21 protein-coding genes are annotated in these 18,179 nt (G+C 72.1%); 18 read left to right on the forward strand and 3 right to left on the reverse strand.

The features are described 5' to 3' along the window. Positions 1 to 43 precede the first annotated feature (43 nt). On the forward strand, positions 44 to 391 hold the full coding sequence (locus ACTOQ3_RS00160) for a VOC family protein (RefSeq protein ID WP_440081269.1): 348 nt from the start codon (positions 44 to 46) through the stop codon (positions 389 to 391). Between the two features lie 43 nt (positions 392 to 434). Here ACTOQ3_RS00160 and ACTOQ3_RS00165 read toward each other — a convergent pair whose 3' ends face one another. Together ACTOQ3_RS00165 and ACTOQ3_RS00170 are read right to left on the reverse strand one after the other, a co-directional pair. Further along, positions 435 to 1,019 (reverse strand): hypothetical protein, encoded by a 585-nt coding sequence (locus tag ACTOQ3_RS00165; RefSeq protein WP_440081270.1) that lies wholly within the window; start codon positions 1,017 to 1,019, stop codon positions 435 to 437. Then, positions 1,012 to 1,425 carry a hypothetical protein gene (locus tag ACTOQ3_RS00170; protein ID WP_440081271.1) on the reverse strand — a complete coding sequence of 138 codons (414 nt, stop codon included), beginning with the start codon at positions 1,423 to 1,425 and terminating at the stop codon, positions 1,012 to 1,014. The genes ACTOQ3_RS00165 and ACTOQ3_RS00170 overlap by 8 nt, the downstream gene beginning before the upstream one ends. A gap of 169 nt (positions 1,426 to 1,594) precedes the next feature. Between ACTOQ3_RS00170 and ACTOQ3_RS00175 the strand changes: the two genes are divergently transcribed. Together ACTOQ3_RS00175 and ACTOQ3_RS00180 are read left to right on the forward strand one after the other, a co-directional pair. Further along, on the forward strand, positions 1,595 to 3,007 hold the full coding sequence (locus ACTOQ3_RS00175) for a sensor histidine kinase (RefSeq protein WP_440081272.1): 1,413 nt from the start codon (positions 1,595 to 1,597) through the stop codon (positions 3,005 to 3,007). Continuing rightward, complete coding sequence (locus tag ACTOQ3_RS00180; RefSeq protein WP_440081273.1) at positions 3,004 to 3,606, forward strand: response regulator transcription factor; 603 nt, start codon at positions 3,004 to 3,006, stop codon at positions 3,604 to 3,606. The genes ACTOQ3_RS00175 and ACTOQ3_RS00180 overlap by 4 nt, the downstream gene beginning before the upstream one ends. 87 nt (positions 3,607 to 3,693) lie before the next feature. Here the strand turns inward: ACTOQ3_RS00180 and hypF are convergent, their stop codons facing one another. Then, complete coding sequence (gene hypF / locus ACTOQ3_RS00185) at positions 3,694 to 6,054, reverse strand: carbamoyltransferase HypF (RefSeq protein ID WP_440081274.1); 2,361 nt, start codon at positions 6,052 to 6,054, stop codon at positions 3,694 to 3,696. 170 nt (positions 6,055 to 6,224) lie between these two features. On the opposite strand from hypF, the gene ACTOQ3_RS00190 reads away from it, so the two are divergent. From ACTOQ3_RS00190 to hypE, 15 genes are all read left to right on the forward strand, one after another. After that, entirely contained in the window at positions 6,225 to 7,049 is an 825-nt protein-coding gene (locus tag ACTOQ3_RS00190; RefSeq protein WP_440081275.1) for a phosphoheptose isomerase, read from the forward strand. Continuing rightward, positions 7,046 to 7,312 (forward strand): HypC/HybG/HupF family hydrogenase formation chaperone, encoded by a 267-nt coding sequence (locus ACTOQ3_RS00195; RefSeq protein ID WP_440081276.1) that lies wholly within the window; start codon positions 7,046 to 7,048, stop codon positions 7,310 to 7,312. Before ACTOQ3_RS00190 ends, ACTOQ3_RS00195 begins: the two co-directional genes overlap by 4 nt. Beyond that, positions 7,299 to 8,066, forward strand: coding sequence for a D-sedoheptulose-7-phosphate isomerase (locus ACTOQ3_RS00200; protein WP_440081277.1), 768 nt, complete (start codon positions 7,299 to 7,301; stop codon positions 8,064 to 8,066). Before ACTOQ3_RS00195 ends, ACTOQ3_RS00200 begins: the two co-directional genes overlap by 14 nt. A gap of 73 nt (positions 8,067 to 8,139) precedes the next feature. Next, complete coding sequence (locus tag ACTOQ3_RS00205; RefSeq protein ID WP_440081278.1) at positions 8,140 to 9,216, forward strand: hydrogenase expression protein HypE; 1,077 nt, start codon at positions 8,140 to 8,142, stop codon at positions 9,214 to 9,216. Position 9,217: 1 nt separating this feature from the next. Next, entirely contained in the window at positions 9,218 to 10,999 is a 1,782-nt protein-coding gene (locus ACTOQ3_RS00210; RefSeq protein ID WP_440081279.1) for a nickel-dependent hydrogenase large subunit, read from the forward strand. Between the two features lie 39 nt (positions 11,000 to 11,038). Continuing rightward, positions 11,039 to 11,653 carry a NifU family protein gene (locus ACTOQ3_RS00215; protein WP_440081280.1) on the forward strand — a complete coding sequence of 205 codons (615 nt, stop codon included), beginning with the start codon at positions 11,039 to 11,041 and terminating at the stop codon, positions 11,651 to 11,653. Continuing rightward, a complete protein-coding gene (locus tag ACTOQ3_RS00220) occupies positions 11,650 to 12,315 on the forward strand; it encodes a DUF5947 family protein (RefSeq protein ID WP_440081281.1) in 666 nt (221 codons plus the stop codon). The genes ACTOQ3_RS00215 and ACTOQ3_RS00220 overlap by 4 nt, the downstream gene beginning before the upstream one ends. Continuing rightward, positions 12,308 to 12,940 carry a DUF6084 family protein gene (locus ACTOQ3_RS00225; RefSeq protein ID WP_440081282.1) on the forward strand — a complete coding sequence of 211 codons (633 nt, stop codon included), beginning with the start codon at positions 12,308 to 12,310 and terminating at the stop codon, positions 12,938 to 12,940. Before ACTOQ3_RS00220 ends, ACTOQ3_RS00225 begins: the two co-directional genes overlap by 8 nt. Then, the gene (locus tag ACTOQ3_RS00230) at positions 12,937 to 14,382 is read left to right on the forward strand and encodes a hypothetical protein (RefSeq protein ID WP_440081283.1); all 1,446 of its coding nucleotides are present in this window, start codon (positions 12,937 to 12,939) and stop codon (positions 14,380 to 14,382) included. The genes ACTOQ3_RS00225 and ACTOQ3_RS00230 overlap by 4 nt, the downstream gene beginning before the upstream one ends. Further along, positions 14,379 to 14,882: a hydrogenase maturation protease gene (locus ACTOQ3_RS00235; protein WP_440081284.1), complete on the forward strand. Its 504-nt coding sequence runs from the start codon at positions 14,379 to 14,381 to the stop codon at positions 14,880 to 14,882. Before ACTOQ3_RS00230 ends, ACTOQ3_RS00235 begins: the two co-directional genes overlap by 4 nt. Beyond that, entirely contained in the window at positions 14,876 to 14,980 is a 105-nt protein-coding gene (locus ACTOQ3_RS00240; protein ID WP_440081285.1) for a DUF6893 family small protein, read from the forward strand. The genes ACTOQ3_RS00235 and ACTOQ3_RS00240 overlap by 7 nt, the downstream gene beginning before the upstream one ends. 190 nt (positions 14,981 to 15,170) lie before the next feature. Continuing rightward, positions 15,171 to 15,563, forward strand: a complete 393-nt coding sequence (locus ACTOQ3_RS00245) for a hydrogenase maturation nickel metallochaperone HypA/HybF (RefSeq protein ID WP_440081286.1) — start codon at positions 15,171 to 15,173, stop codon at positions 15,561 to 15,563. Beyond that, a complete protein-coding gene (locus ACTOQ3_RS00250; protein ID WP_440081287.1) occupies positions 15,538 to 15,789 on the forward strand; it encodes a HypC/HybG/HupF family hydrogenase formation chaperone in 252 nt (83 codons plus the stop codon). The genes ACTOQ3_RS00245 and ACTOQ3_RS00250 overlap by 26 nt, the downstream gene beginning before the upstream one ends. Positions 15,790 to 15,795: 6 nt before the next feature. After that, complete coding sequence (gene hypD, locus ACTOQ3_RS00255) at positions 15,796 to 16,923, forward strand: hydrogenase formation protein HypD (RefSeq protein ID WP_440081288.1); 1,128 nt, start codon at positions 15,796 to 15,798, stop codon at positions 16,921 to 16,923. Beyond that, positions 16,920 to 18,161, forward strand: coding sequence for a hydrogenase expression/formation protein HypE (gene hypE, locus ACTOQ3_RS00260; RefSeq protein ID WP_440081289.1), 1,242 nt, complete (start codon positions 16,920 to 16,922; stop codon positions 18,159 to 18,161). Before hypD ends, hypE begins: the two co-directional genes overlap by 4 nt. The last annotated feature ends 18 nt before the right edge of the window (positions 18,162 to 18,179 follow it).

Below are 18,179 nucleotides of genomic sequence, written 5' to 3' on the forward strand. Positions count from 1 at the left end.
CCGCCGGTGACATCGTGGTGATCACCGCAGGGGAGGAGAGAGCATGCGAACGGTGTATCCGCTGGTCCGTTACCGCGACCCGGGCAAGGCCGTCGGCTGGCTGGTCCAGGCGTTCGGGTTCGAGGTCCACGAGCTCGTCACGACCGCCGACGGGGGCGTCGGCCACGGCGAGCTGATCGTCGGCACTGGAATGATCATGACCGGTACGGGCGAGCCGGGCGGGCCCGGGATCTACGTCGTCGTGGACGACCCCGACGCCCACCACGCCAGGGCCGTCGCGGCCGGGGCGGAGATCACCAGGGAGCCGGCCGACCAGGACTACGGCTCGCACGATTACGCCTGCAGGGATCCGGAGGGCAACGACTGGTACTTCGGAACGTACCGGCCCTGACGGTTTCGAGCGGCGTGCGCGGGTCCGGACCCGCGCACGCCGCTCATGCGAGGAACACGAGCTGCGCGGCGAGGAGGATGTCGAAGACGCCGCACCACTCCGCGTACGAGCGCGACACGACCGCCTTCCTCCTGAGATGGACGAAGTCCCAGAGGCCGTGCAGGAACCAGCCGGCCGCCACCAGATAGCGGCCCAGGTCGGGCTCCGTCACCAGCGCGGCCAGCGCCAGCGCCCCGAACCCGATCATCCCCAGGGCCTGCGCCCGGAAAGCGCCCGAGCGGCGCAGGTCACCGGCGACGCCGCCCCACACCATGACGGCCAGCGCCAGGGCGGCGAACACGACCGGTACGGCGACCACGTCCAGTGCCCGCAGGACCATGTAGAGGACGACGAGGGCGAGGAGCAGCGGCCACGACGCCTCCGGCCGCCGGATCTTGGCCACCAGGAGATAGAGCAGGGCCAGCAGCGGGAGGATCTCGGCGAGCGAGGTGACCTCCCCCGCCGAGGAGCCCGTGGCCAGCCTCGCCGCCGACAGCCCGACGGCGAGGGCGATCGGCCAGTGCCGCAGCACGGCCTTCCAGCGGGAACGGCTCGTCGTGACGCCAGGCCTCGTCGTGACGTCAGACACGGGAGGGACCTCCGTACTCGTCGCGGCGGCGGAGCATCACCAGGAGCATGAGCGGGAGCATCACGACGTGCTCCAGCAGGAGAAGCGCGTCGCCCGAGATCACGCCCGTCCACAGCAGCGGGAGCAGCGCGAGGGCGGGGACGATCATGGATCCGGCCATCTCCAGCGTCGCGGCCCAGCCGTGGCCCCGGTAGCGCATCCAGACGATCATCCCGGCGGACATGTCGACGGCCATCTCCAGGGCGACCACCTCCGGTCGCGCCGGGAACTCCAGGCCCGCGAGCGCCAGGCCGGCGCGCACGGCGGCGCCGAACACCGCCATGCCGGCGACCATCGCCGCGAGCATCTCCAGATAGTGGCGGAAAAAGGGCCACCAGCCGTGGGTAAGGGCGGCTCTCGCTGTCATGTCGCTCCTCCGGGGTACGGGGTTGGGGTATGCGACACCAGACTGCGGGAGGGCAGGAGCCGCCAGTAGTGCCGAAATGGCAGGTCCCCGCGTGGCCATGTCACGAAATCTCGTGACATTTGTCATTAGGGTGCTCCATACCCCCGATGGCGCGGGGGACAATGACCGCGTGCGTGACAGGCCGAGCGAGCGCGGGACGGGACTGAGCGGTTTCCGCCGCTACACGTGGTGGAGCCTCACCGGGAGCATCACGGTCTCCCTGGTGCTCTTCGTCAGGACCTGGGCCATGGACGAGGGCGTGGCCCCCTGGGTCAGGGGCGTCACCGGCCTGGCCCTGACCGTGCTGGTCGTGACCGTCGTCGTGCTGTTCGGCCGCCGGCTGCCGCGCTTACCCGGCGAGGCGCGGGACCGGGCCGGCGCCTCGGGTCCGCACGAGGGGGCCGGCGGGCCGTTGGCAGGCTGGTTGGTGGCGGGGGGCCTGGCGGCGGCCGTGCTGGGCGCGGTCCCGCTCGCCCTGCGCGACGACGGGCTGTGGGCGGTGGCCCCGGCGGTGATGGTGTCGATCACCGCGATGTTCCTGCGGCCGGCGCACCGGCGTACCCTCATCGCCGGCGCGGTGGTCGTCGCGGCGGCGCTCGGCGGGTCCGTGGCCCTCGCCTCGGGGAACGGCGAGTGGCTCCTCGCGGGGGCCTTCCCGGCCGGCATGGTCGCCTCCGTCGCCTGGATGGCGCTGGGCACGCTGTGGGCCTGGGACGTCGCCGACCGGCTGGACCGGGCACGGCTCCTGGCCGCCGAGGTGGCGGTCAAGGACGAGCGGCTGCGGTTCGCCGCGGACCTGCACGACATCCAGGGGCACCACCTGCAGGTGATCGCGCTGAAGAGCGAGCTGGCCGAGAGGCTCGCCGAGGCCGCCCCCGTCCGGGCCGCCGCGGAGATGCGGGAGGTGCGGCGGCTGGCGGCCGACGCGCTCCGCGACACGCGTGCCGTGGTGCAGGGATACCGGCGCACGACTTTGGAGGACGAGATCGCCAACGCCGCGAAGGTGCTGGCCGCCGCCGGCATCGACACGGGCGTGGACCACGGCCGGGCCACCGGGGCGGACACGCTGCCGGAGCCCGCCCGCCACGTCCTCGGCCTGGTGATGCGCGAGGCCACCACCAACGTGCTGCGCCACAGCCGGGCCCGCCGGGCGCACATCGCCTACGACGTCGAGGACGGTCGTGCCCGGCTCCGGGTCGGCAACGACGGCGTCGAGGACGGTCATGCCCGGCTGGAGGGCGAGTGCCCGGCGGGTGAAGGCGCCCGGCCGGAGGGCGACGACGAGGGCGTGACGGGTGACGGTGCCCGGCAGGGGGCCGATGGCGAGGGCGTGACGGGTGGCGGCGCCCGGCAGAGGACCGGTGGCGACGCCGAGCGACCCGGGGCGGGGACGGGCGTCGGCACCGGTCTGCGCTCCCTGGCCGAGCGGCTGGAGCGGGTCGGCGGCACGCTGGGCTGGCGATGTGACGGTGACCGGTTCGAGGTGGTGGCCTCGCTGCCCGCCGACGCGCGCGCGTACCCGGCCGAGGCGGGCGCGCGGTGATCCGGCTGCTGATCGCCGACGACGAGGACCTCATCAGGGGAGCCCTGGCGGCACTGCTCGCGCTGGAGGATGACCTGGACGTCGTCGCCGAGGCGGCCACCACCACGGACGCGGTGCGCCTGACGCGCGAGCGGCGGCCGGACATCGCCGTACTCGACCTGGAGATGCCGCCGGCCGACGGGCTGCGCGCCGCGCAGGCGATCCGCGCCGAGCTGCCCACCCGGATCGTCCTCGTCACCCGGCACGCCCGGCCCGGCGTGCTGCGCCGCGCCCTGGCCGCGGGGGTGAGCGGGTTCGTGCCCAAGACCACGCCCGCCACCCGGCTGGCAGCGATCATCCGCGACGTCGCCGCGGGGCGGCGCTACGTGGACCCGGACATCGCCGCCTCCGCCCTGTCGGAGGACGACTGCCCGCTGTCCGAACGGGAGCTGGAGGTGCTGCGGGCCTCGCGGACGGGCGCCTCGATCAACGAGATCGCGGCGCAGGTCCACCTCGCCCCCGGCACGGTGCGGAACTACCTTTCCGCGGCCATGGCCAAGCTCGGCGCCGGCTCCCGCCACGCCGCCGCGCACCGCGCCTGGGAGGAGGGCTGGATCTGACCGGTATCGGGCAGATCGTGACGGCCGGCCACGACCCACGCGATTCGCATCCCCCGGCCACCGCGCCCCCGCCGTGACGACACTTCCCTAGACGAGGCCGAGGGTGTCGCGGGCCGCGGCCACGGCGGCCTGGCCGAAGCTGACGCCGCCGTCGTTCGGGGGGACGGCGCGGTGGGTCAGGACCCGGAAGCCGCGGAGCCCGAGGGCCGCGACGAGGCCCTCCAGCAGCAACCGGTTCTGGAAGACCCCGCCCGACAGGGCGACCGTGCCGAGGCCGGTGTCGTCGCGGAGCCGTGCGCACACCCGGGCGGTGGCGGCGGCGAGCCCGTTGTGGAAGCGGGCCGAGACGAGCGCCGGAACCGCCCCGGCGCGCGTGTCCTCGACGACCGCCCGCACGAGGTCCGCGGCCTGGATCGTCACGAGTGTCCCCTCGTCGACGGCCCTGGCAGGATAGGCGCCCTTCTCCGCGGGGTCGGCGCACTGTTCCAGGGCGATCGCGGCCTGTCCCTCGTATGTGGCGGTGTCGCGGAGTCCGAGGATCGCCGCCACCGCGTCGAACAGGCGCCCGGCGCTGGAGGTGAGGGGGGAGTTCGTCCCGGCCCTGGCCACCGCGACCACCTCGTCCCAGCGCGAGCCGTGACGGGCCCTGACCGGCAGGTTCCCGGGAAGCGTGTCACCGTACGCCGCGTACAGGTGCGCGGCCGCCATCCGCCAGGGCTGCCTGATCGCCGCGGTGCCGCCGGGCATCGGCACCCGGGCCAGGCACCCTGCGCGGGTGAAGCCCGCCAGGTCCGCCACCAGGAACTCACCGCCCCAGATGGTGGCGTCGGTGCCGTAGCCGAGGCCGTCGAAGGCCACCCCGATGACCGGGCCGGTCTCCCGGTTGTCGGCCAGGCAGGAGGCGATGTGCGCGTGGTGGTGCTGGACCCCGGTCAGGTCCACCGATCCCGGCACCTCCAGGCCGAGGGCGTACTTGGTGGACAGGTATTCGGGGTGGAGGTCGTGGGCGACCAGCCCCGGGGTGATGCCGAGCAGGCGCCGGAGGTGCTCGATCCCCTCGGTGAAGGAGCGCAGCGTCTCGTAGTTCTCCAGGTCGCCGATGTGGTGGGAGAGGAAGGCGTGCCCCTGTCTCGCGAGGCAGAACGTGCTCTTCAGCTCGGCGCCGCAGGCGAGCACGGCCCGCCGGGCGGGCGGTGAGAGCCGCAGGGGCTCCGGGGCGTACCCCCGGGATCTGCGCAGCGGCACCGTCCTCCCCCGCGTGACGAGGAGCACGGAGTCGTCGGCGCGGACGTGGATCGGCCGGTCGTGGGTCAGGAAGGCGTCCGCGATCCCGGCGAGCCGGGAGAGCGCGTCGCCGTCGCGGTAGGCGATGGGCTCGTCGGAGAGGTTCCCGCTGGTGAGCACGTACGGACGGGCGAGTTCGGCGGCGAGCAGGTGGTGGACCGGCGTGTACGGCAGCATGAGGCCGAGGCGGCGGTCGCCCGGCGCGACGGCTCCGGCCACCGCGGCTCCGGGACGGCGGGGCAGTAGCACGATCGGGCGCCGGGAGCCGGTGAGCAGCCGCTCCCCCTCGGCGTCCAGCTCGCACAGCGCCCGCGCGGCACGCAGGTCGGGGACCATGACCGCGAACGGCCTGTCCTCGCGGTGCTTACTGGAGCGGAGGGCCCGGGTGGCCTCCTCGTCGGTGGCGTCGACCGCCAGGTGATACCCGCCGAGCCCCTTGACGGCCAGCACGCCGCCCGCTCGCAGCACCTCCACCGCGGCCGCGATCGGATCGGCACCGCCGCCCGGGCCGGCACCGGGACGACCGGCGTCCGGACCGTGAGCAGGCGAACCCTCGCCGCGAAGGCCGCCGTCGAGAAGGCGAAGGACCGGGCCGCAGGCCGGGCAGCAGATCGGCTGGGCGTGGAACCTGCGGTCCGACGGGTCGAGGTACTCCCTCTCGCACTCCCCGCACATGGCGAACCCGGCCATCGTGGTGGCGGGCCGGTCGTAGGGGACGTCCCGGATGATGGTGAACCTCGGCCCGCAGTTGGTGCAGTTGACGAAGGGGTGGCGGTGACGCCGGTCGGCGGGGTCGAACAGTTCGGCCAGGCAGTCGTCACACGTCGCGACATCGGGTGAGACAAGGGTGAAGCGCCGGGTCCCCCCTCGGCTGGCCACGATACGGAACCCCCGGTCCCCGCACGCCGGTATCGCGGTGGCCGTCACGCGGTGGATCGCCGCCAGCGACGGGGCCTGGTCCCGCAGGTCCTCCCGGAAGCGCGCGACGTCGCCGGGCTTCCCCTCGGCCTCGATGAACACGCCCCGGTCGTCGTTGCCCACCCACCCGGACAGCCCCAGGCGCCGCGCCAAAAAGTGGACGTGGGGGCGGAATCCCACCCCCTGCACGATTCCCTCGACCCGGATCCTGACCCGGATCCGTGCCCGTGCGCGTCCCGTGCCCATCCCGCCATCCTTCCCGCGACAGGCGGGAACACCTCGGGGGCTCGCATGATCTGGACGGGAAGGTTACGTCAATGATCAGAGCTTTGCCGTTGGTTGTCGAGCCGAGGGTGTCGGGCCTGAAAGGGCCAATCGTAATGTGGCGACTACCGTGAAAAATACGGAGCGTCGACATGCCTGGCACACCGAGTAAGCAAACACCATCTCTTTCGCCATCGGCCGTCATACCGGTCACGGAGGCGGCCGTCATCGCGGCCTTCGCACGGCGGGACCACGCCGGGCACGCCCTGGCGGGTGACGTGGAACGCATCGCGTGTGCCGCCCGGGCCATGGCCGCCGGATTCCGCCTCGGCGGCAAGCTGATCGTGTTCGGCGGCACGGGCACGGACGCCGCGCACATCGCGGTCGAGTTCATGCACCCGGTCGTCGTGGGCAAGAGGGCGCTCCCGGCGGTGGCGCTGAGCAACGGCGCCCCGGGAGTCGGCCGGGTGGGCAGAAGGAACGGGGACGGCGCCGGGAGCGATGAGGGCCTCCAAAAAGGCGGGGACTTCCAAAAAGGCGGGGACTTCCAAAAAGGCGGGGACTTCCGGAACGGCGGGGGTGGCGCCGAGGTCTTCGCCCACCAGGTGCGCCACTGGGCGGACGCCGCCGACACGGCCCTGGGGATCTCCCGTGACGGCCGGTGCCCGAGCGTCCTGCGAGGGCTGGAGACCGCCGGGGAACTGGGCCTGCTGACCATCGCCCTGACCGGCGGCGAAGGATGCGGGGACGGGGACGGCATCGCGAATGGTACGGCGAGCGGCGGCCTCCCGGCCGACCGCACCATGACCGGCCGTACCTTGACCGGCCGCCTCCCGGCCGACCACGTCCTGGTCGCCGCGTCCGACGACCCCGCCGTGGTCAAGGAGGTTCACGTCACCGCCTACCACCTGCTGTGGGAGCTGGTCCACGTCTTCCTCGACCGGCTCGGCCCGCCCGCGCGAGGGGCGGACCGGTGAACGGGCCCGAGGACTGCACCGCCGGTGTCTGCGTCACCTGCTCCGACCAGGCGCTGCCGATGAGCGTGGTCAGGCTGCTGGAGGGAGAGCTGGCGATCGTCGACGCGGGCGGGGTCCTCGAAGAGGTGAGCGTGGCGCTGGTCGACCCGGTGGTGGGCGACACCGTCCTCGTCCACGCCGGGGAGGCGATCGCCGTGATCGCGCGCGGGAGCACCGGCGAAGGCGACGGCGACAGCGGGAAGGACGACGATGAGCAGGCCTGACGGAACACCCGCGGAGGTCATGCGCGGCCTCTACCCCTTCCTGTACGACCACGACCACGACCACGACCACGACGGGCGCACCGACCAGACCACTGGCCGGACCACCGGCAGGACCGGCCTCGGGACAGCGGAGATGGAAGCGGAGGCCGTGCGATCGGCTGCGGAGAAGACCGGCGAGATCGTACGGCTGCGCGAGCGGATGGGTGCCGAGTCGGCGGCGGAACTGGCGGCGTGCGCCGAGGAGATGGCCGCGCGGTTCGCCGCGGGCGGGCGGCTGTTCAGCTTCGGCAACGGCGGGAGCAGCACCGACGCCCAGGAGGTCGCCACCGCCTTCCTGCAGCCCTGCGACGGCCCGGCCCTGCCCGCCCTCTGCCTGACCGGCGACGTCGCCGTGGTCACCGCGCTCTCCAACGACGTCGGCTTCGAGGTGGTCTTCGCCAGGCAACTCGCGGCGCTGGGCCGTCCGGGGGACATCGCCGTCGGCCTGTCCACGAGCGGCGGGTCGGCCAACGTCGTCCGGGCGTTCGAGGAGGCGGCCGGCCGGGGCATGCTCACCGTCGGGCTGGCCGGGGGCGGGGGCGGCAGGCTGGCCGAGCTGGCCGAGCGGGGCGTCCTGCACTACCTGTTCGTCGTCCCCTCCTCCTCGGTGCACCGGATCCAGGAGGCGCAGACCACCCTCTACCACGTCCTTCGGGAACTCACCTGGCACGCGCTCGGACCGGCGCCGACACCGCGGGCGCACAGCCCCGGGTGAGGGAGAGCCCGCCCACCCGCGCAGGTCCTCCCCCTTCACGTTCCGCAGACATCCACCAGGAGTGGGAGGCCTCATGACAGCGCCGACGGACGCAGCGAGCAGCAGACCTCAGGAGCGGGAGGAACCCGTCGTCCACATACTGTGGATCAACGCCGGACTGAGCTGCGACGGCGACTCCGTCGCGCTCACCGCGGCGACCCAGCCGAGCATCGAGGACATCGCGCTCGGAGCGCTTCCCGGGCTTCCCAAGGTGGCCGTGCACTGGCCGCTGATCGACTTCGAGTCCGGGCCGATGCAGGGCGCGGACGTCTTCATCGAGTGGTTCTTCAAGGCCAAGCGTGGCGAGCTGGACCCGTTCGTGCTGGTCGTCGAGGGCTCGATCCCGAACGAGGCACTCAAGCAGGAGGGCTACTGGTCCGGGTTCGGCAACAACCCCGAGACCGGCCAGCCCATGACGACCAGCGAGTGGCTGGACCTGCTCGCGCCCAAGGCGACCGCGATCGTGTGCGCGGGCACCTGCTCGGCGTACGGCGGCATCCACGCCATGGCGGGGAACCCGACCGGGGCCATGGGCGTGGCCGACTATCTGGGCTGGGACTGGAAGTCCAAGGCGGGGCTGCCGATCGTCAACGTGCCGGGCTGCCCGGTGCAGCCGGACAACCTCTCCGAGACGCTCCTCTACCTGCTCTACCAGGTCGCCGGGCAGGCACCGATGATCCCGCTGGACGAGGAGCTGCGCCCGACGTGGCTGTTCACCCAGACCGTGCACGAGGGATGCGACCGGGCGGGCTACTACGAGCAGGGCCAGTTCGCCACCGAGTACGGCTCGCCGAAGTGCCTGGTCAAGATCGGTTGCTGGGGGCCGGTCGTCCGGTGCAACGTCCCCAAGCGCGGCTGGATGAACGGGATCGGCGGCTGCCCGAACGTCGGGGGCATCTGCATCGCCTGCACGATGCCGGGCTTCCCCGACAAGTTCATGCCGTTCATGGACGAGCCACCCGGCGCCCACGTCTCCTCGGCGGTGAGCGGCGCGTACGGGACCGTCGTCCGCGCGCTGCGCGGCATCACCCTGCGGACCGTCGACAAGGAACCGAAGTGGCGCCACAAGGGGCGCGAGCTGCTGACCGGCTACAAGGCGCCCTGGAGCTGACATGACGACATCGGAGCAGAACCCCGACCTCGTGGAGATGGCCTGGGACCCCATCACCAGGATCGTCGGGAGTCTCGGCATCTACTGCAAGATCGATTTCAAGAACCGGCGGGTCGCCGAGTGTCACAGCACCTCGTCGATCTTCCGCGGCTACAGCATCTTCATGAAGGGCAAGGACCCGCGCGACGCCCACTTCATCACCAGCCGCATCTGCGGGATCTGCGGCGACAACCACGCGACCTGCTCGGTCTACGCGCAGAACATGGCGTACGGGGTGCGGCCCCCGGCCCTGGGCGAGTGGATCCTCAACCTCGGCGAGGCCGCCGAGTACATGTTCGACCACAACCTCTACCAGGAGAACCTGGTGGGGGTCGACTACTGCGAGAAGATGGTCCGCGAGACCAATCCCGGGGTGCTGGCGATGGCCGAGCGCACCGAGGCGCCGCACGCGGGCGACCACGGTTACCGGACCATCGCCGACATCATGCGCTCGCTGAACCCGCTGGAGGGCGAGTTCTACCGCGAGGCGCTGGCGGTGAGCCGTCTCACCCGCGAGATGTTCTGCCTCATGGAGGGCAGGCACGTCCACCCCTCGACGCTCTACCCGGGCGGGGTGGGCACGGTCGCGACGGTACAGCTGTTCACCGACTACCTGACCCGGCTGATGCGCTACGTGGAGTTCATGAAGCGGGTCGTGCCCATGCACGACGACCTGTTCGACTTCTTCTACCAGGCGCTGCCCGGCTACGAGGAGGTCGGCCGCAGGCGGGTGCTCCTCGGCTGCTGGGGCAGCTTCCAGAACCCCGAGCACTGCGACTTCACCTACCGGAACATGAGCCACTGGGGTCGCGAGATGTACGTCACGCCGGGGGTGATCGTCGACGGCAGGTTGATCACCAACGACCTGGTCGACATCAACCTCGGCATCCGGATCCTGCTGGGCAGCTCCTACTACGACGACTGGAAGGACCAGGAGCCGTTCGTCACCCACGACCCGCTGGGCAACCCGGTCGACATCCGGCATCCGTGGAACCAGCACACCATCCCGCATCCGCAGAAACGTGACTTCAGCGACAAGTACAGCTGGGTCATGTCGCCCCGCTGGTTCGACGGGGAGGACGCGCTCGCGCTCGACACCGGCGGCGGGCCCATCGCCAGGCTCTGGTCGACGGCGCTGTCCGGCAAGGTCGACATCGGCTACGTCAGATCGACCGGCCACAGCGTGCAGATCAACCTGCCGAAGACGGCGCTGAGGCCGGAGAAGACGTTCGAGTGGAAGATCCCCGAGTTCAGGGGGCAGCCGCTGTCCAACGCCCTGGAGCGCAACCGGGCCCGCACCTACTTCCAGGCCTACGCGGCGGCGTGCGCGCTCTACTTCGTCGAGCAGGGCCTGGCCGAGGTGCGGGCGGGCCGCACCCGGACCTGGGAGCCGTTCACGGTTCCCGACGAGGCGATCAGCTGCGGCTTCACCGAGGCCGTGCGGGGCGTGCTCTCCCACCACATGGTGATCAGGAACGGGAAGATCGCCAACTACCACCCGTACCCGCCGACGCCCTGGAACGCCAGCGTCCGCGACGTGCACGGCACGCCGGGACCGTACGAGGACGCGGTGCAGAACACGCCGATCTTCGAGGAGAACCCGCCCGCGGACTTCAAGGGCATCGACATCATGCGCACCGTGCGGAGCTTCGACCCGTGCCTGCCGTGCGGGGTGCACATGTACCTCGGCGGCGGCGAGGAACTTCGCCGGGTGCACACCCCCCACGCCTTCGACGCCACGTGAGCCGACCGTTTCCCGGCACCGGAAGGGGGGCCCGGGCAGATGCCGCAAGCCCATGACGTCCGGGCGACGGGCGATCGCGTCGAGGCGCTGATCGCCGACCTCGGCGCGCTGAGCGACGCCGTGACGCGCGCCAAGGCCGAGGATCTCGTACGGGCCCTCGTCGAGCTGTACGGCGCCGGCCTGGAACGCGTCGTCGAGATCGTCACCGAGGCCGGGGCCGCCGAGGTGCTGGGCCGCATGGTCGGCGACCCGCTCGTGGCCGGGCTGCTGGTCCTGCACGACCTGCACCCGCTGAGCACGGCCGAACGCGTCCGCGACGCGCTGGACACCGTACGCCCCTACCTGGGGTCGCACGAGGGCGGCGTGGAGTTGCTCGGCGTGGACGAGGACGGGATCGTGCGGCTCCGCCTGGAGGGGACCTGCCACGGCTGCCCGTCCTCGCGGCTCACCGTGACCGACGCCATCGAACGGGCCATCGCCCGGGCGGCGCCCGAGGTGTCGCGGGTGGAGGTCGAGGGGGTGAGCGGCGACCGGCCGGGAGTGCTGCAGATCCAGCGCCGCCCGCCCGGCCCGTGCCCGGTGCCCGAGCGGGCGCTGACCTCCGAACCGGGACCGGTACCGGTGTCGGTACCGGTGTCGGAGCCGGCGCCGTGACGGCCACCGGGCTGCGCAGGTTCCGCGAGCCGCCTCGGACGGGCCGGTCCGGCGGGCCGCCGGTGACGCTCTGCGAGCTGTGCGCGGCACCCGCCGGCGAGGACCACGGCCACGTCGTGAACGTCGAGAAGCGGGGGCTGCTGTGCGCCTGCCGGGCCTGCCACCTGCTGTTCACCCGCGACACGACCGGCCGGGCGCGCTACCGGGCCGTCCCGCGACGCTACCTGCACGCCCCGCGATTCCTGCTGGGCGCGGCCGACTGGGACGAGATGCAGATCCCGGTCCGCACGGCCTTCTTCTTCCGCAACTCCGCGACGGATCAGACCGTGGCGTTCTACCCGAGCCCGGCCGGGGCCACCGAGTCGCTGCTGCCGCCGGGGACGTGGGAGCGCGTCCTGGCGGCCAACCCGGCGATGGCCGACGTCCGGCCCGACGTGGAGGCGCTCCTGGTGGACCGCCGCCCCGACGGCGGCTTCGCCTGCCACCTGGTGCCGATCGACGCCTGCTACGAGCTGGTCGGCCTGGTGCGGACGCGCTGGAAGGGCTTCGGCGGCGGCCAGGAGGCGCGGGAGGCCATCGAGGGTTTCTTCGCCGGCCTGCGCGAGCGCAGCCGCACCGTACCGCCCGCCTCCGGTGGTGGCGGTGGTGATGACGGTGGATGAGCTCGCGTTCGACTGCGTGGACGTGCGTGCGGAGGCGTACGCGGCCTTCCCGACCCTGGTCTTCCGGCTGCGCGTCACCGACCCCTCCCCCGGCGGGGTGCACACCATCGCGCTGCGCTGCCAGATCCGGGTCGAGCCCCATCTGCGGCGCTACGGCGACACCGAGGCGGAGCTGCTCGGCGACCTGTTCGGGGACCCGGCCCGATGGGGCGACACGCTGAGACCCCTGCGGTTCGCCGATGTCTCCGTCATGGTCCCGGCGTTCACCGGAAGCACCGAGATCGACGTACCGGTGCCGTGCGGTTACGACCTGGAGGTGGCGGCGGGCCGGTATTTCGCCGCCCTGGACGACGGCGAGATCCCGATGGTCATGCTCTTCAGCGGCACGGTGTTCGCCAGGGCGCGGGACGGCTTCTCGGTGAGCCAGGTGCCGTGGCACCGCGAGGCCCGCTGCCGGTTGCCGGTGGCGGTGTGGCGGGAGCTGATGGACCGCTACTTCCCGGACTCGGGGTGGCTGCGGCTGCGCCGCGACACGCTGCGGGAACTCAGCAGGTTCAAGTCCGGGCGCGCCCTGGCGACCTGGGACGAGACCCTGGAACTACTGCTCAAGGAGACGCGGCGATGAGCGTTCCGATGGACATCGCGCGCCGGGTGGCGGACGCGGTGCTGTACGAGGGCTACCTTCTCTACCCCTACCGCGCCTCGGCGACCAAGAACCAGGTGCGCTGGCAGTTCGGGGTGCTCGTCCCGCCGGGGTTCACCGCGACCGCCGAGCATCCGGCCAGCGTGACCGAATGCCTCCTCGAAGGGGCCGCGTACGCCGTGGCGCACCTGAACCTGCGTTTCCTGCACGTCAGGACGCGCGGCGTCGAGCGTGCCGAGGACGACGGCTACTGGCCGGTCCAGCAGCTGCGGAACGGCCACCGGACCTACCTCACCTTCGACGAGGCGACCGAGCGGGAGGCGGAGGTGACACTCCCCATCGCCGGCCTGCTCGACGCCCCCGAGCGGGTGATCGAGGTACGCGTTCCCGGAGACCGTGTGGTCGAGCCGATCGTGGCGCCGTCCGGGGAGGTGATAGGGCGTCTCGTCTCCGAGCACCTGCCGCTGCGCGCCGCGCTCAGGGTCTCCGCCGAGCTGGTGCCCGGACCGTACGACCTGGTCAAGCTGCGCGCCCGGGTGGAGAACACCGACGACTGGCAACCGCTGGGCGCGCCGCGCGAGCAGGCGCTGCGGCACTCGCTGGTCTCGGCGCACCTGCTCATCGCGGTGACCGCGGGCGCCTTCGTCTCGCTGCTCGACCCGCCGGAATGGGCGCGGCCCGCTGTGGAGACCTGCCGCAACGAGCACACCTGGCCGGTACTCGTGGGCGAGCCAGGCCACCGGGACGTCGTGCTCTCCTCGCCGATCATCCTCTACGACCACCCGGACATCGCGCCGGAGAGCCCCGGCCCCCTGTTCGACTCCACGGAGATCGACGAGATGCTCCACCTGCGCACGCTCACCCTCACCGACGAGGAGACCCTGGAGGCGCGGGAGACCGACCCCCGGGTGACCGAGCTCATCGACATGGTCGGCAGCATGCCGCCCGAACTACTGGAACGGCTCCACGGCGCGATCCGCTCGGTGGAGGCGGCCACTGACCGCACCGACCGCACCGACCGGCAATCCCCCGCGCCCCCGGAGACCGGGAACTCCCCGAGCCACCAGGACGCACCCGTGCCCTGGTGGGATCCGGCGGATGACGCGGCGGTCTCCCCGGAGACCGACAGCGTGACGGTCGCCGGGGTGACCGTCTCCAGGGGCAGCAGGGTCAGGCTGGTGCCCGGCCGGCGGCGCGCCGACGCCCACGACATGTTCCTGGCCGGCAGGACCGCCCACGTCGAGGCGGTGCTCCTCGACCTCGACGGCGCCCACCACCTGGCCGTCACCCTCGACGACGACCCGGGCGCCGACCTGCGCCGGTCGCACGGCCGCTTCCTCTACTTCGCCCCCGACGAGGTCGAGCCGCTCACGGACGGCTCACCGGCGGGCGGTTCCGCCGCCGACGGGGAGGTGGGCGCGTGAGGGTCCTGGTGGCCGGGGTGGGAAACGTCTTCCTCGGCGACGACGGCTTCGGGGTCGCGGTGGTCAGGCGCCTGGCCGGTGCCGACCTGCCCGGCGGGGTCGAGGTCAGGGACTTCGGCATCCGGGCGATCCACCTGGCGTACGAGCTGACCGGCGGACGGTACGACACCACGATCCTGGTCGACGCGATCTCCCGCGACGGCCCGCCCGGCACCCTGTACGTCCTCGAACCGTCGGCGGGCGGCGCGCCGGGATCCTTCGTCGACGCGCACTCGATGACGCCCGAGAGCGTGCTCTCGCTGGTGGGCACGCTCGGCGGCGAGGCCGGTCGCGTCCTGCTCGTCGGCTGCCAGCCCGCCGACACCTCACCGGGCATGGAGCTCAGCCCGCCGGTCGCGGGCGCCGTCGGCATGGCGGCGGACCTGGTCACCGAGCTCGCGGGGCGACAGATCACGACGGCCGTCGGCGCCGCGGTTCACGAGGAGGAACGGACATGCTGAAACGCCTGCTGGCCGGGGCGGTGCTGACCGGGGTCGCCGTACTGGTCTACCAGTCGCTCCCCGACATCAAGCGCTACCTGAGGATGCGGAACATGTAGCGGGCCCGCACCGGAGAACCGGGGATACGCGGCTCGGCGAACCACGCGGACCACGAGCCGAGCCGGGGTGGAACACGACCCGGTGCCCCTGCGGCCGCTCGGGCCGCCCGGACGGCGGGGCCGGGCGGATCGCGTCCGGTCGCACACGCCGGAACGACAGGAATTCCAAGCGCGACGAAAGGGAACGACCATGCACGAGTTCGGGATCGCCGAGGCGATCCTCACCGCCGTGGAGAAGCGGGCGGACGGCAGGCGGGTACGACGGGCGCGAGTGCACGCGGGCGCCCTGCTCCGCGTCACGGAGCCGGGGATCAACCAGGCGTTCTCCTCGATCTCCGAAGGGTCCGTGGCCGAGGACGCCCACGTGGACCTGGTCATCGTCCCGGTGCGGATGACCTGCCGCTCCTGCGGGAGCACGTCCACCTCCGTCGAACCCTTCGCCGTCTGCGCGGGGTGCGGCGACACCGATGTCCACACCGAGGGCGGCGACGACCTCGTCCTCGAATCCATCCAGATGGCGGAGGCCTCTCATGTGCCTGGGAATTCCCGGCGAGATCGTGGAAATCCTGTCGGACCGTCCTGACCTGGCCATGGTCGACGTCTGCGGCGTCAAGCGAGCGATCAACATCGGCCTGCTCGAGGACCGGAGCGTCGGGCCCGGCGACTGGATCCTCATCCACGTCGGGTTCGCGATGTCGAAGATCGACGAGGGGGAGGCCAGGGCCGCGCTCGACTTCCTCGAAAGCATCGGCCAGGCGTACGAGGACGAGATCGCGGCCCTCCGAGAATCCATGATCGAAGAGGGGTGAGGGCTGATGCGTTTCGTCGACGAGTACCGCGACGCCGGGAAGGCCCGGATGCTCGCCACGCGGATCGCCGCGCTGTGCGAGCCCGGCCGCGACTACAAGTTCATGGAGGTGTGCGGCGGGCACACTCACACGATCTACAAGCACGGCCTGGAGGACTACCTGCCCGAGGCCGTCACCCTGGTGCACGGTCCCGGCTGTCCCGTCTGCGTCATCCCCATGGGACGGGTGGACGACGCCATCCACATCGCCGAGCAGCCGGACGTGATCATGACGTCGTTCGGCGACATGATGCGGGTGCCCGGCGGGAACGGCTCGTTCCTCGACGCCAAGGCGCGGGGAGCCGACATCCGGATGGTGTACTCCCCGCTGGACGCCCTGAAGATCGCCAGGAGGAACCCCGGCAGGCAGGTGGTCTTCATGGCCATCGGGTTCGAGACCACCGCGCCCTCGACGGCGATGACGGTCCTGCGCGCCGAGGCCGAGGGGATCGAGAACTTCTCGGTCTTCTGCAACCACGTGACGATCATCCCCGCCATCAAGGCGATCCTGGACTCTCCCGACCTGCGCCTGGACGGGTTCATCGGGCCGGGCCACGTCTCCACCGTGATCGGCTGCCGGCCGTACGGGTTCGTCGCGCGCGGCTACGGCAAGCCCATGGTGGTGGCCGGTTTCGAGCCGCTGGACGTGCTGCACACGGTCTACCGCATCCTCGTACAGCTGTCCGAGGGCCGTTCCGAGGTGGAGAACCAGTACTCCCGGGTGGTCCCGTGGGACGGCAACCCCAAGGCCCTGAGCGTCATCGGCCAGGTGATGGAGCTACGGCCGTACTTCGAATGGCGGGGACTGGGCTTCATCTCGCAGTCGGCGCTCAGGATCGCGGAGCGGTACGCCGCCTTCGACGCCGAACGGATCTTCCGGATTCCGGGCGGGCGGGTGGCCGACCCGAAGGCGTGCCAGTGCGGCGAGGTGCTCAAGGGAGTGCTCAAACCCTGGGAGTGCAAGGTGTTCGGCACCGCGTGCACCCCGGAGACGCCGATCGGCACGTGCATGGTGTCGTCCGAGGGCGCCTGCGCGGCGTACTACGACTTCGGCCGGTTCTCGCGCGAGCGCGTCAAGGAGGCGACCCGGAGGTGAACGGCGGGGAAGACGGCACCGGACGGGGCGGGGAGCACGGCGTGCGGGAGATGGATCCGCCGGGACCACGCGGCGGGGAGCGGCAGGCATCGGGCCTGAGGGAAGACGCACACGACCATGACCAGGTCCTGGACCTGAGGGAAAGTGCACGCGACCGGGAGCGGCAGGTGCTGGACCGGATCGAGCGGGTGCGGCGGCGCGGGGCGCGCGTGCGGGAGGACCGCATCACCCTGGCGCACGGCGCGGGCGGCAAGGCCACGCACACCCTGATCGAGGCGGTGTTCCTGGAGTCGTTCCGCAACCCGATGCTGGCGCCTCTGGAGGACGGCGCGGTCGCCGACGGGCTCGCCTTCACCACGGACTCGTTCGTGGTCACGCCACTGTTCTTCCCGGGCGGCGACATCGGCGACCTCGCGGTCAACGGCACCGTCAACGACCTGGCCATGTGCGGGGCCCGCCCCCGCTACCTCTCGGCCGGATTCATCCTCGAAGAGGGCTTCCCCGTCGCCGACCTGCGGCGCATCGCCGCCTCGATGGCCGAGGCGGCACGGGCGGCGGGCGTGTGGATCGTCACCGGCGACACCAAGGTCGTGGAGCGGGGCAAGGCGGACGGCTGTTACGTCACCACCTCCGGCATCGGGACGCTCGACCGGCCCGTCCGGCTGAGCGCCGCGTCCGTACGGCCGGGAGACGCGGTCATCGTGTCGGGACCGATCGGTGAGCACGGGATCACCATCATGCTCGCCCGCGGGGAACTCGACATCGAGGCCGAGCTGTGCTCCGACACCGCCGCGCTCAACACCCTCGTCGACGTGCTGCTGGACGCCTGCGGCGGCGGTGCGGACGCAGGCGACGGCAACGGCGCGGTGCGCTGCCTGCGCGACGCGACCCGGGGCGGGGTGGCGACGATCGTCAACGAGATGGCGGAGGCCTCGCGGGTCGCCGTCGTCCTCGACGAGGACGCGGTGCCGGTCCGTCCCGCCGTACGGGGGGCGTGCGAGCTGCTGGGGATCGACCCGCTCTACGTCGCCTGCGAGGGGCGGATGGTCGCGGTGGTCGCCGGGGATTCCGCCGACGCGGCTCTGGCCGCCCTCCGCTCCCACCCGCTCGGCTCCGAGGCGGCGATCATCGGGCGGATCAACGACGACCCGCCGGGACTGGTCCTGCTCAGGACCTCCTTCGGCGGCACCCGCATCGTCGACCTGCTGGTCGGCGACCCGCTACCGAGAATCTGCTGACCACCGAACGAATCCAGA

Origin of the sequence: Streptosporangium sp. LJ11 (genome assembly GCF_051918945.1) — a bacterium.
Taxonomy (GTDB): domain Bacteria; phylum Actinomycetota; class Actinomycetes; order Streptosporangiales; family Streptosporangiaceae; genus Streptosporangium.